Below are 14064 nucleotides of genomic sequence, written 5' to 3'. Positions count from 1 at the left end.
CCGGGAGCGGGACCCGCCGGACGGCCGGGCCGGGTGGGGTGGCCGGGCCGGACTCACATGTTGATCATGTGGCCGGCCAGACCGTGCACGGCCTCCTTGACGGCCTCGCCCAGGGTCGGATGGGCGTGGACGTTCCGGGCGACCTCGTGCACGGTGAGGTCCCACTGCTGGGCCAGGGTGAGCTCCGGCAGGAGTTCGGTGACGTCGGGGCCGATCAGATGGCCGCCGATCAGCTCGCCGTACTTGGCGTCGCTGATGAGCTTCACGAAGCCGGTGGTGTCGCCGAGGCCGTGCGACTTGCCGTTGGCGGAGAAGGGGAACTTGGCGACCCTGACGTCGTACCCGAGGTCGCGGGCCTGGGCCTCGGTGTAGCCGAAGCTGGCGATCTGCGGCTGGCAGTAGGTGGCGCGGGGGATCATCGCGTAGTCGAGTTCCATGGTCTCCGCACCGGCGAGGGTCTCGGCGGCGACCACGCCCATCGCCTCGGCGGTGTGCGCGAGCATCAGCTTCGCGGTGACATCGCCGATGGCGTAGAGGTGCGGGACGGAGGTGCGGCAGCGGCCGTCGACGTCGATGGCGCCGCGGTCGGTGACCGTGACCCCGGTGTTCTCCAGGCCGTAGCCGGTGACGTTCGGGGCGAAGCCGATCGCCTGGAGGACCTTGTCGGACTCCAGGACCTGCTGAGCGCCGTCCTTGCCGGTGACGGTGACGCGGACCCGCGGTCCGGACTCGTCGATGGCGTCCACGCGGGTCGAGGTGAGGACGTCGATGCCCAGCTTGCGGTACTGGCGGGCGAGTTCGGCGGAGACCTCGGCGTCCTCGAGCGGGGCGACGCGGTCCAGGAACTCGACGACGGTGACCTTCACCCCGTAGTGGTGCAGGACGTAGGCGAACTCGATGCCGATGGCGCCCGCCCCCGCGATGATCACGGACTGCGGAAGGTCCTCGGCGAGGATCTGCTCCTCGTAGGTGACCACGCGGGAGGTGCGGCGGGTGCCCGGGAGCAGTTTGGGGGTGGCGCCGGTGGCGATGATGCCGTGGTCGAAGCCGAGGGTGCGGGTCTCGCCGTCGTAGCCGGTGACCTGGAGGGTGTGCGGGTCGAGGAAGGTGCCGCGGCCGTCGAATTCGGTGATCTTGTTCTTCTTCATCAGGTAGTGGACGCCCTTGACCCGGCCGTCGGCGACCTTGCGGCTGCGGCGGTAGGCCTCGCCGTAGTCGAAGGAGACCTGTCCGTCGACCTTGATGCCGAAGGTCTTCGCCTCGCGGGTGAAGATGTGCGCGAGTTCGGCGTTGCGCAGGAGGGCCTTGGTGGGGATGCAGCCCACGTTCAGGCAGACGCCGCCCCAGTACTTCTCCTCGACGACGGCGACGCGTTTGCCCAGCTGGGCGGCGCGGACCGCGGCGACATAGCCGCCGGGACCGGCGCCGAGGACCACGACGTCGAAGCGGTCGTCATGCTCGGTCATGGGAGGTTCCTCTTCCGTAGGTACCGTTTCCTGTTCCGTCGGGAAACGGTACCCACGGCTCACCGCTCGTGCCTCGCTACTCCGTGGCCGTGGGCCTGCGTGAGGCCGCCATGGCCTCGTCCACGCCGGTCAGCGGGCGCAGCCGGTAGGTGTAGGAGTAGTCGCGGTCGGCGAACAGCTTGTACTCGTCGTGGGTGTGCGCGCCCCAGCTGTTGTCGCCGCCGACGCCCATCTGCCGGTGGTTCAGGCGCAGGACGACCTCCTTGCGCGGGGTGAGCTGGTAGTCGTGACGGGCTCCGACGGAGAGGTCCTCGGGGGTGAAGTGCGAGGCGTTGACCTCCAGCAGCGGTTCGCCGGAGGCGAGCAGTCCCACGCCGTCGCGGTCGGTGAGGGCGATCCAGCGGACGTCGGTCTTGTTGCCGTTCTCCTGCGGCCGCAGGTAGGAGGTCCACTGCCCGGTGACGGTGCCGGAGTGGAGGCCGACGTCGGTGGCGTTGTTGCGGTCCCAGTGGTTCTCCTCGGGCCCGCGGCCGTAGTAGTGCAGGTGCTCCAGGCGCGAGGGCAGGATCAGCAGGGTGCCCACCTCCGGGATGTACGGCAGGTTCGAGGCGCCCGGGTGGAGGGTGTTGTCGACCTTGATCTCGCCGTTCCCGAAGACGGTGTAGGTGGTGGTGTACGTGGACTCGGTGGTCGTGGGCAGGGTGCCGGCGACCTTGATCTCGACGGCCCGGTCGCCCAGCGCCCGCACGCCGACGCCGGTCACCCTGCGGTTGGCGCCGGCGTCGCGCCAGGTCTGGTTGCGGGTGTGCTGGCCGTTGCCGCGGTCGTTGTCGGTGGGGGCGCGCCAGAAGTTGGGGGCCGGCCCGGAGGTGATCAGCTGGACGCCGTGGGCCCGGTACGAGGTGATGACGCCGGTCTTCTTGTCGACGGTGACGGAGAAGTCCCGGCCGGTGACGGTGACCGACGTGCCGCCGTCCCGGTGGGTGAGCGGGGGGACGCCCGCGAGGGACACGGGGGTGACGGCGGGGCTGCCGGCGTCGACGGGGATCTGCTGCCGGGCCACCTCGAAGCCGGCTTCGGCCCACTTCGTGCGCTCCCTGGTGGTGAACGAGAGCCGCAGGAAGTACTCCGCGCCCGGTGCCGGGTCACCGGGCGGGGTGAAGGGCACGGTGATGTCCTTGGCGGTCAGCGGCGGCACGTCCAGTTGGTCACGGCTGAGCCTGCCGCGCTGCACGGCCTTGCCGTCGGCGACGAGTTCCCACCGTCCGTCGAACGCGCGGAGGTTGGTGAAGAGGTACTCGTTGGTGAGGGTGACCGCGGCTCGGGGAGTGAGCAGGGCGCCGGCGGCGGGCGCGGCGCCGATGGCCTGGTAGACGCGTTTGACCTCGGCGGACTTGCCGGTGAGCCCGCGGTCGGCGGTGACGATGCCGTCCCCGGAGAAGGCGCCGTCGTTGGGGTTGTCGCCCCAGTCGCCGCCGTAGGCGAGGAAGGACTTCTCGCGGGGGCGTTTCTCGGTGAGGCCGGCGGTGGCGGCGTCGAACCAGAACCGTACTCCGTCGTCGCCGGGCCCGCGGCTCGCGGAGGCCAGTTCGGCGGCGCTCAGGGCGCGGGCGTAGACGCGTGCCCGGCGGACGGTGCCGCTGAACTCCCGGGTCGGGTTGTCGACGTCGGTGGCCAGGGACAGGGGCGCGGTGTTGACGGCGGGGCGCACGGTGGTGGCCCGGGTGGCCCGGACCACCCCGTCGACGTGGAGCGTGAGGGTGCCGGCCTCGGCGTCGAAGACGCCCGCGACATGGTGCTCGCCGCCGGTCCAGTCGTCGGGGAGCGCCCAGCTCGCGGTGACCCACTGGCCGCCGCCGTGGATGAAGAACTCCAGGGTCCGGTTGGTCTGCTTGAGGGCGTACTGGGTGTCGCCCTTGGCGAGGACGGGCTGGTGGTAGCCGGTCACGTGCGGGGTGATCCAGGCTTCCAGGGTGAGGGAGCCGGTGAGGTCGAGGCGCGGGTCGCGGGCGAAGACCGTGCCGCCGGAGAGGCCCTTGTCGCGGCTGAAGGTGCCGCTGGGGTTGATGATCTCGCCGCTCAGGGCGGCGGGCCCGGACTCGGTGAGCAGCTTGCGGGAGGGGGCCGGCCAGGTGAGGGCCTGGTCGACGAAGTCCCAGATCCAGCCGCCCTGCAGGACGTCGTGGCGGCGGATCAGGTCCCAGTACTTCTTGAAGTTGCCGTTGGAGTTCCCCATCGCGTGGGAGTACTCGATCATCACGTACGGCCGGGTGTCGGCGGTGTCCTTCGCCCGTGCCTCGACGCGGGCGGGGCTGTCGTACATCTCGGAGCGGATGTCGCTGATGCCGGGGCGGTCGTCGCCCTCGTACTGGATGACGCGGGTGGTGTCGTAGGAGCGGATCCAGTCGTGCATGGCGGTGAAGGTGCTGCCGCCGCCCGCCTCGTTGCCGAGGGACCAGATGACGACCGAGGCGTGGTTCTTGTCGCGGTGGACCATGTTCTGGGCGCGGGCCACGCACGCCCGGGTCCAGTCGGCGTGGTCGCCGGGGTACTCGCCGCGGATGCCGTGGGTCTCGAGGTTGGTCTCGTCGACGAGGTAGAGGCCGTACTCGTCGGCGAGTTCGAGCCACTGGGGGTTGTTGGGATAGTGCGAGGTGCGGACGGAGTTGATGTTGAGTCGTTTGATGAGGCGGATGTCCTCGACGAGGTCCGCGCGGGTGAGGGCCGAGCCGCGGGCCGGGTGCATCTCGTGGCGGTTGGTGCCCCGGAAGGAGACCGGCCGGCCGTTGATGCGCATCAGCCCGTCCTTGAGGGCGAACTCGCGCAGGCCGACGCGGTGCGACAGGGTCTCGGTCACCCGGCCGGCCGGGTCGCGCAGCCGGAGCACGGCGGTGTAGAGGTAGGGATGCTCGGCCGACCACAGGCGCGGCGCGGGCACGGCCTTCGTGGCCTGTACGGTGCTCTCCTCGCCGGCGTCGAGTTCGACGGCCTGCCGCAGCGGCCGGGACCAGACCGGGTGCCCGCCCGCGTCGTACAGCTGGGTCTCCACGGAGTACCGTCCGGCGCCCTTGCCGCCGTAGTCGCGCACGCTGGCGGTCACGGACAGGCCGGCCGCCTCGCAGTCGTCGCTCAGCGGGGTGTCCAGCCGGAAGTCGCGCAGGTGCACGGCCGGGGTGGAGTAGAGGTAGACCGAGCGGAAGATGCCGCTCAGCCGGATCATGTCCTGGTCCTCCAGCCAGTCGCCGTCGGAGTAGCGGTAGACCTCCACGGCGATCCGGTTGGTGCCCGGCCTGAGGTGGGCGGTGATGTCGTACTCGGCGGGGGTGTAGGAGTCCTCGTGGTAGCCGACCAGCTCGCCGTTGATCCAGACGTAGTGGGCGGACTTGACGCCCTCGAAGTGCAGGAAGGTGCGCCGTCCCGCCCAGCCGCGTGGGAGCGTGAAGGTGCGGCGGTACTGCCCCACGGGGTTGTAGCGGGTGGGGGCGGCCGGTGGCTGCGCGTCCTCGCCGTGGCCGTTGGGGCCCCACCAGGGGTAGGTGATGTTGACGTAGAGCGGGCGGTCGTAGCCGTGCAGCTGCCAGGCGGAGGGGACCGGGATGGTGTCCCAGTCGCTGTCGTCGAGGTCGGTGCGGTGGAAGTCGGGGTCGCGGTCGTCGGGGCGGTCGGCGTGGGCGAATCTCCAGGTGCCGTCGAGGCTGAGCCGGTACGGGGAGCGGGTGCGGTCGGCGGCGAGGGCCTGGGCGAGGTCGGCGTACGGCATGAGGGTGGTGTGCGGGTCCTCGGTGCCGACCCGGAAGACGTCGATGCGGCCGTTCCACTCGGGGGCGTCCGCGATGGCGCCCGCGGCGGCGGCCGGGTGGGCGCCGGCCGGGGCGGACAGGGCGAGGGCGCCGAGGACGGCGGCCGATCCCTCGAGCAGACGGCGGCGGCTGACGACCACCCGCTCGGGGCGGTCCGGCCGGTCCATGGGCGACACGTGCGGGTGCGACATGACCACGACCTTCCTCGGGGAGGACCGTGCGGCTGCACGGACGGAGGGTGCGTCAGATCTTGTCGGATAGTGTTGAAAAAACGAACAGGGGCGCGCCGTGATGGCCAGAATGCAACTCTCTTCGGCGCAACGCCACTTGGCTCGCCGCCGGGCCCGTCCGCCGCTTCCGTCAGTACACGTCCCGCACGTACCGCTTGTCCGAGGCGAGCTGTTTGACGTACGCCGCGGCCTCCGCCTCGGACAGCCCGCCGTGGACGACGGCGACGTCGCGCAGGGCCTGGTCGACGTCCTTGGCCATGCGGGAGGCGTCGCCGCAGACGTAGAAGTGGGCGCCGTCCTGGAGCCAGGACCACAGGTGGGAGCCGTGTTCACGCATCCGGTCCTGCACGTACACCTTGGCGCGCTGGTCACGGGAGAAGGCGGTGTCCAGCCGGGCCAGGCTGCCGTCGGCGAGCAGGGCGGTCAGTTCCTCCTCGTAGTAGAAGTCCGTCGCCCGGCGCTGCTCGCCGAAGAACAGCCAGTTGGGCGCCCGGTGGCCGCGGGCCCGGCGTTCCTCCAGGAACCCGACGAAGGGCGCGACGCCCGTGCCGGGGCCGACCATCACCATCGGGGTGGCCGGGTCGGCGGGCGGGCGGAAGTGCGGGGAGCGCTGGACGTGGACGGGGACCTCGGCACCGGGTCCGGCGTCGGCGAGGAACGGCGAGCAGACACCCTGACGGGGGCGGCCGGCCAGGTTCTCGTAGCGCACCACGGAGACGGTGAGCGAGACGAGACGGGGGTCGGTCAGCGGGCTGGAGGATATCGAGTACAGGCGCGGCTGCAGCCGGCCGAGCGCCTCGGCCCACTCCTGGGCGCCGGCCCGGATCCCGAACTCGGCGGCCACGTCGACGGCCTGCCGGCCCCAGGACCACTTGGCGAGTTCGCCCTTGTTGTCCGGGCGCAGCAGCTTGCGCAGCTCCCGCGGGTCGCGGGTGCGCTCGGCGGTGAAGCGCAGCAGGGCCGGGCTGATGCGGGTGATGTCGAGGTGGCGCAGCAGGGCCTCGCCCAGGGCGACCTCGCCGACGCCGTTGACGTGCACGGCCGTCCCCGCGTCGAGGCCGGTGACCGCCAGCCATTCCTCCACCAGCGCCGGGGAGTTGAGGGGCCGCACACCGAGGGCGTCGCCCGCCTCGTAGACCAGCGGGGTCTCGCTGTCGCGGGTGTCGAAGGTGAAGCGGCGCACCTCCTTCCCGGAACCGGGCAGGCTCAGCAGCCGGTTCCCGGTGAGGCGGGCGGTGACCGGCACGGGACGCTTGGGGCGGGCCGGTGCCGGTGCGGCGGCCGGCGCGGCCCGGCCGGTCCCGCCGGTCCCGCCGGGTGCGGCGCCCCCGGCGTCCGTGACGGCGGACGGCCCGGACGGGGTGTCCGCGGGTGAGGCGGCCTCGGCTTCCGTGCGTTGCGTGGCGTCCTTCAGCGCGGTGAGCACCTGGTCCAGCCAGGCCTCGGCCTGCGGCTCGTAGTCGGGTTCGCAGTCGGTGCGCGGGGCCAGTCGTACCGCGCCCAGTTCGTCCATACGGTGGTCCAGACGCCGGCCGTGCCCGCAGAAGTCGTCGTAGGCGGAGTCCCCGAAGGCGAGGACGGCGTAGCGGCGGCCTTCCAGGCGCCCGGTGTCGAGGGCGGCGAGGCCGTCCCAGAAGCCGGCCCCGTTGTCGGGGGCGTCGCCGTCGCCGAAGGTGCTGGTGATCAGCAGCAGGTCGGCGCCGGCGGGCAGGGCGGCGGGGTCGGCGTCCTCCATGGCGACGAGGGAGGCGGCGTGGCCGCCCGCGGTGAGGCGCTCGGCGGTGGTGGCGGCGAACTCCTCGGCGTTGCCGGTCTGCGAGGCCCACAGGATGACCACCCGGCGGCCGGGGGCCTCACGGGGCCCGTGCGCGGGCGCGGCGGCGGTGCGGGAGTACATGCCGGCGAGGGTGCCGTTGACCCACAGGGCGTGTTCGGGGCTGAAGGGGGCGTCCGGCGGCAGCACGGGGACGCCGGGGGCGCCGGCCGGGATGCCCGCGAGGAAGCCGACCAGGTACTGGCGTTCGCGTTCGGTCAGGACCGGCGGCGGCGCGGGGTCCAGTCCGAAGACGGCGGCGGCGGAAGCGGTGGCGGCGGAGGCGAAGGCGGAGGGCTGGACGGCGGTCGGGACGATCACCGGGGCGGGTCCGGCCGGTGCCCCGGCGACCGGGACCTGCACGGTCACCGGGGTCGACACCTTCGTCAGGGACACCGCGCACACCTTCAGCTCCGGCTGGAAGGACAGCGGGTCGACGGCGTCGCTGGTCACCGCGTTGACGCTGAGGTACTCGCCGAACAGGTCGTTCCAGTGGAACGGCGCGAAGCAGGACCCCGGCAGCACCCGGTCCGTGACGACCGCGGGCAGCACGGCCCGCCCGCGCCGTGAGGCGACCTCGACGGAGTCACCGTCGGCGAGGCCGAGCGCGGCCGCGTCCTCGGGGTGCACCTCCACGAACGGGCCGGGGTTCAGCTTGTTGAGCTTGGCGACCCGGGCGGTCTTGGTGAGGGTGTGCCACTGGTGCTGCAGACGGCCGGTGTTCAGGACGAACGGGTAGTCGTCGTCCGGCATCTCGGCGGGCGCCAGGTGCGGGCGGGCGTGGAAGACGGCCCGGCCGGAGGGGGTGGCGAAGGTGAGGGTGCCGTCGGGGTTCACGTAGCGCACGGGGTTGCGGCGGGGTCCGTCGGCGGTGGCGGCGGGCCACTGGACGGGCGCGGCGCGCAGCCGGTCGTAGGTCACTCCGCGCAGGTCGTAGCCGGTCTGCGGGTTGTGGAAGCGCTTGATCTCCTCGAAGATCTCCTCCGCGCTGTCGTAGGAGAAGGCCTCCTCGTACCCCATCGCGCGGGCGACGGCGGCGATCAGGCGCCAGTCGGCGGTGGCCTCGCCGGGCGGGTCGGCGGCGGGCCGGGCGAGGGTGAGGTTGCGCTCGCTGTTGACGAGGACGCCCTCGGTCTCGGTCCACAGGGCGGCGGGCAGGACGACGTCGGCGTAGGCGTTGGTCTCGGTGTCGGCGAAGACGTCCTGCGCGACGACGAACTCGGCGGCCTCCAGACCCTCGATGACGGTCCTGCGGTTGGCGACGGAGGCGACGGGGTTGGTGCAGATGATCCAGCAGGCCTTGATCTCGCCGTCGGCCATCCTCCGGAACATCTCGACGGTGCCCTTGCCGACGCCGTCCGCCCGGATCGTGCCGGGTTCGAGGCCCCACACCTCCTCGGTGAAGGCGCGGTCGGCGTCCACGAGGACGGACCGCTGGCCGGGCAGGCCGGGTCCCATGTAGCCCATCTCCCGGCCGCCCATGGCGTTGGGCTGGCCGGTGAGGGAGAAGGGGCCGCTGCCCGGGCGGCAGATCTTTCCGGTGGCGAGGTGCAGGTTGACCAGGGCGTTGGTGTTCCAGGTGCCGTGCGTGGACTGGTTGAGGCCCATGGTCCAGCAGCTGGTCCACTCCCCCGCCTCGCCGATCAGCCGGGCGGCCTCGCGCAGGTCGGCCTCGGCGAGTCCGGTGAGCTCGGCGACGGTGGCGGGCGGGTAGTCGGCGAGGAAGTCGGGCATCGCCTCCCAGCCCTCGGTGTACGCGGCGACGAAGTCGGGGTCGGTGTGCCCGTTCGCGTGCAGCAGGTGCAGCAGGCCGTTCAGAAGGGCGAGGTCCGTACCCGGCCTGACCTGGAGGAACAGGTCGGCCTTGGCGGCGGTGGCGGTGCGCCGGGGGTCGACGACGATCAGTTTCGCGCCCGCCTTGACCCGGTCCATCATGCGCAGGAAGAGGATGGGGTGGCAGTCGGCCATGTTGGAGCCGACGACGAGGAAGACGTCCGCCCTGTCGAGGTCGTCGTAGGAGCCGGGCGGACCGTCGGAGCCGAGGGACAGCTTGTAGCCGGTGCCGGCGCTCGCCATGCAGAGCCGGGAGTTGGACTCGATCTGGTTGCTGCGCAGACAGCCCTTGACGAGTTTGTTGGCCAGGTACTGCGCCTCCAGGCTCATCTGGCCGGAGACGTAGAGGGCGACCGCGTCGGGGCCGTGCTCGTCGACGATCGCCCGCAGCCGGCGTGCCGTCTCGGCGACCGCCGCGTCCACAGGGGCGGGCTCGGCCTCCTCGCCGCGGTCCGGGCGCACCAGGGCGGTGGTGAGGCGGCCGGGGGCGGCGAGCAGGTCGGCGGTGGTCGCGCCCTTCGTGCAGAGCCGGCCGAGGTTGGCGGGGTGCTCCTTGTCCCCGGAGGCCTTCAGGACCGTACGGCGTCCGTCCGGACCACGGCCGATGTCGAGGACCATGCCACAGCCGACACCGCAGTACGAGCAGACCGTGCGCACCTTCGACGCGCTGTCGGTCCGCGGGTCCGGCACGGCCACGGGCGCCCCTTTCGTTCTGCCGCCTGCTTGCGATCGGCCCTGGTGGGAGCCTTGTCGAAGGTACGAAGTGTGCATTACGCAGGTGTCTCCCGGACGGGGCGCCGGGGGTTAAGGCCGACGCACAGCGCGGGGTGGGCGGGTGTGAGCGGAGCCCTGCGGGAGGGACGCGGCGGCCGTGCGGTGCGCGGGCGCCCCCGGCCGCGCGGTGTCCTGTGGGTTTCCTTTGCCTTGCCGATGTGGCATGGACGCGTCATATCTGTCACGCTTCCGGCAGCCGTCGCACACCGTTCTCCCTCCGGCACACCCCCATGCCGAGGTCCCGGCCGCCCAAAAGGAGCCACGTGTGAGACCCACCCCCCGCAAGGCCCTCGCCGCGAGCGCGCTCGCCCTCGCCGCGGTGGCCGCCCTCTCCCTGCCAGCCACCCCGGCGACCGCCGCGCCCGCGGCGGCCGACGCCTGCACCCCCGCCCAGGTGGTCGCCAACGGCGGCTTCGAGAGCGGCGCCACCTCCTGGACCGCGTCGTCGACCGGCGTGGTCACCAACCGCACCGGCCAGACCCCGCACGGCGGCGGCTACTACGCCTGGCTGGACGGCACCGGCGGCACCCACACCGACACGCTCTCGCAGAGCGTCACCGTCCCCTCCGGCTGCGCCGGCGCCACCCTCACCTTCTGGCTGCACATCGACACCGCCGAGACCACCTCGTCGACCGCGTACGACAAGCTCACCGCCAAGATCGGCTCCACGACCCTCGCCACGTACTCGAACCTCGACAAGAACACCGGGTACGTCCAGAAGTCGTTCGACGTGTCGGCGTTCGCCGGCCAGACCGTCACCCTCGCCTTCACCGGCACCGAGGACTCCAGCCTCCAGTCGAGCTTCGTCCTGGACGACATCGCCCTGAACACGTCCGGCTCCACCACTCCGCCCGCCGACGCCACCCGGACGCCCGCCGCGCCGGCGTACACCGTGAGCCTCAGCAGCAACACCGCCGGCACGGTCTGGACCGGGCACGAGAGCGTCACGTTCACCAACGCCTCCGCCACCGCGCTCGGCGAGGTGTACCTGCGGCTGTGGGACAATTACCACGGCACCTGCTCCTCGATGCCGATCGCGGTCGGCAACGTCACCGGCGGCACCGCGGGCGCCCTCTCCGTCGGCTGCACCGCCCTCCAGGTCGGCCTGCCCACGCCCCTGGCCCAGGGGCAGAGCACCACGATCGGCTTCGACCTCACGATCACCGTGCCCAGCGGCGCCGACCGGTTCGGCCACGACGGGTCGTTCAGCTTCATCGGCAACGCGCTGCCGGTGCTGGCGGTGAAGGACGGCGCGGGCTGGCACCTGGACCCGTACACCAACAACGGCGAGTCGTTCTACTCCCTGGCCGCCGACTTCAGGGTCACCCTCGACCACCCGGCCACCCTGCTGGTCCCGGCCACCGGCACCTCGGTCGACACCGCCGGCTCCAGCGGACGCACCGTCACCACGGCCACCGCCACCCAGGTCCGTGACTTCGCCTGGGCGGCCGGCCCGTTCAGCAAGATCTCCGGTACGTCGGCCGCCGGGACCCCGGTCAACGTGTACTCGGTCTCCGGCATCAGCTCCTCCGACGCCTCGTCGATGCTCAGCACCGCCAGGACCGCCGTCGACGCCCACGCCGCCCGCTTCGGCGCCTACCCCTACGGCGAGCTGGACGCGGTCATCGACAACTCGTTCTGGTTCGGCGGCATGGAGTACCCGGGGTTCGTCCTCGACCTGGTCAGCACCACGGCCCTCACCCACGAGATCGGCCACCAGTGGTGGTACGGCATCGTGGGCGACGACGAGTACAACAGCCCCTGGCTGGACGAGTCGTTCACCGACTACGCCACCGACCTGGCCCTCGGCAAGACCGGCACCAACTGCTGGAACAGCGTCTCCTGGGCCTCCTCGGCCGAGAAGATCACCAATTCGATGGCCTACTGGGACACCCACTCCTCCCGCTACTCCACCGTCGTCTACGGCTACGGCAAGTGCGCCCTGCACGATCTGCGGCGGCTGATCGGCGACACCGCGATGGCCGGCCTGCTGAAGAGCTACGCCACCGCGCACCGGTACGGCGTCTCGACCACGGCCGAGTTCAAGGCGGCCGCACAGGCCGCCACGACCACGGACCTGACGTCGTTCTGGAGCACGCACCGCATCGAGGGCTGAGCGGCCCCCGGTCCGTCACGGGTGGCGCCCGCCGGCGTCACCCGTGACCTGTGAGGGCGTCAGCACGGTGAATCGGATGGGTCAAGCGGGTGAAGCGGGAGCGGCCCGAGGCGGTGTCCGCCGTGCGGGGCAATGCATGAAGATCGCGGCCCCATTCCGGTCGAGTCGGCGGACATGACGCCTGGAGGCGAGTGATGAAGGAATGACGAACGTGACAGCCGGACGACCCGGCGGGACGACGCACGAGGTGCCGGTCCTGATCGTCGGCGGTTCCCTGGTGGGACTGTCGACGTCCCTGTTCCTGGGCCGGCTGGGGGTACGGCACACCCTGGTCGAGCGCCACGCCGGCACCTCCCTGCACCCGCGCGGGCGCGGCAACAACGTCCGCACGATGGAGCTGTTCCGGGTGGCCGGGGCCGAACCGGCCATCCACGAGGCCGCGGCGACGCTGGCCGACAACCACGGCATCCTGCAGACGCCCACCCTGGTGGGCGACGCGGGCGAATGGCTGTTCCGGGACATCGACCCGGGCGGCGGGCTGGCCCGCTTCAGCCCGAGCTCCTGGTGTCTGTGCAGCCAGAACGACCTGGAGCCGGTCCTGCTCGACCAGGCCACGCGGCTCGGCGGCGATCTGCGGTTCAACACCGAACTGATGTCGTTCGAGGCCGACGCCGACGGGGTCACCGCCCTGGTCAAGAGCCGGGAGACGGGCGAGCACACCTCCATCCGCGCGGACTACCTGGTCGCCGCCGACGGCCCGCGCAGCCCCGTGCGGGAACAGCTCGGCATCGGGCAGAGCGGCCCCGGCGACCTGTTCCACAACATCAGCATGACGTTCCGCTCCCGCGGGCTCGCCGAGGTGGTGGGCGAGCGCCGCTTCATCGTCTGCTACCTCACCGAGCCGGGCGCCGACGGTGCGCTGCTGCCGGTGGACAACCGCGAGCACTGGGTCTTCCACGCCCCCTGGCACCCCGAACACGGGGAGACGATGGAGGACTTCACCGACGAGCGCTGCGTCGACCACATCCGCCGGGCGGTCGGGGTCGCCGACCTGGACGTGGAGATCACCGGAAAGGCGCCCTGGCACGCCGCGCAGCGGGTGACCCGCGCCTACCGGTCGGGACGGGTCTTCCTGGCCGGCGACTCGGCGCACGAGATGTCCCCCACCGGTGCCTTCGGCTCCAACACCGGTATCCAGGACGCCCACAACCTCGCCTGGAAGCTGGCGGCGGTGCTCGGCGGCTGGGCGGGCGACGGACTGCTGGACACCTACGACGCCGAGCGCCGCCCGGTGGCGGAGGCCACCAGCGCCCGCGCGGCCGCCCGGTCGGCCGAGCACAGCCACCCCGGCTTCGCACCGCCGCCGGGCGCCGGCGGCGGCGGGCCGCAGCGCGGCATCCTCAACGTGGCCCTGGGCTACCGCTACCCACGGGGCGCCGTCGTCGGCGCCGACCCCGCGACCCCGGTCGTCCCGGAGGGGCTCTCCCTGACCGGGGAGCCGGGCAGCAGGGCACCCCACCTGTGGGTACGGCACCGCGGCGAGCGGATCTCCACGCTCGACCTGTACGAGCGGACCCTGGTGCTGCTCAGCGACGCCGACGACGACAGTGCCGGCGATGAGCCGGGAGCCTGGCACGAGGCCGCCGCCCGCCTCGCGGACCGGGAGTCCGTCCCGCTGGCGCCGTACCGGGTGGGGGCCGCGCCCGACGCCGACCTGACACCCGAGAACGGCGCCGACTGGCGCGAGAGCCACGGTGTGGGCCCCGGAGGTGCCGTCCTCGTCCGGCCGGACGGATTCGTCGCCTGGCGCTCCCCCGGACCGGACCCGGACCCCCAGTCGACACTGCGTCAGGTGATCGGCAGCGTCCTCGCACTGCCCTGACGCCTCGTCGCGAACGACGTCGGGCGGCGGGCCCCGGGGGCGCCCGCCCCCCCGGGTGGGCGGGGCGGGGCCCCCCCGGGGGGCCCCCCGGGGGGGGCGGGGCCCGGCGGCCCGTCGGGGGGTCACGGGAGGGCCCGGGGCTCTCAGCTG

Annotated in this window: 5 protein-coding genes; 2 read left to right on the top strand and 3 right to left on the bottom strand. The window is 72.4% G+C overall.

The annotated features are described in order from the left end of the window. Nucleotides 1-53: 53 nt before the first annotated feature. From lpdA to ACFY2L_RS07110, 3 genes are all read right to left on the bottom strand, one after another. Nucleotides 54-1466 carry a dihydrolipoyl dehydrogenase gene (gene lpdA / locus ACFY2L_RS07120; RefSeq protein ID WP_390658821.1) on the bottom strand — a complete coding sequence of 471 codons (1413 nt, stop codon included), beginning with the start codon at nt 1464-1466 and terminating at the stop codon, nt 54-56. 76 nt (nt 1467-1542) lie between these two features. After that, on the bottom strand, nt 1543-5457 hold the full coding sequence (locus tag ACFY2L_RS07115) for a glycoside hydrolase family 2 TIM barrel-domain containing protein (RefSeq protein ID WP_390821718.1): 3915 nt from the start codon (nt 5455-5457) through the stop codon (nt 1543-1545). Between the two features lie 169 nt (nt 5458-5626). Next, entirely contained in the window at nt 5627-9760 is a 4134-nt protein-coding gene (locus ACFY2L_RS07110) for a molybdopterin-dependent oxidoreductase (RefSeq protein WP_390822388.1), read from the bottom strand. A 421-nt stretch (nt 9761-10181) separates the two neighbouring features. On the opposite strand from ACFY2L_RS07110, the gene ACFY2L_RS07105 reads away from it, so the two are divergent. Together ACFY2L_RS07105 and ACFY2L_RS07100 are read left to right on the top strand one after the other, a co-directional pair. After that, complete coding sequence (locus tag ACFY2L_RS07105) at nt 10182-12032, top strand: M1 family aminopeptidase (RefSeq protein WP_390821717.1); 1851 nt, start codon at nt 10182-10184, stop codon at nt 12030-12032. Nucleotides 12033-12243: 211 nt separating this feature from the next. Beyond that, nucleotides 12244-13914, top strand: coding sequence for an FAD-dependent oxidoreductase (locus ACFY2L_RS07100; protein ID WP_390658824.1), 1671 nt, complete (start codon nt 12244-12246; stop codon nt 13912-13914). Nucleotides 13915-14064: the final 150 nt, after the last annotated feature.

Origin of the sequence: Streptomyces sp. NPDC001381, from assembly GCF_042895685.1 — a bacterium.
In the GTDB taxonomy this organism is placed as follows: domain Bacteria; phylum Actinomycetota; class Actinomycetes; order Streptomycetales; family Streptomycetaceae; genus Streptomyces.
This window is presented reverse-complemented; position numbering and strand designations above follow the sequence as displayed.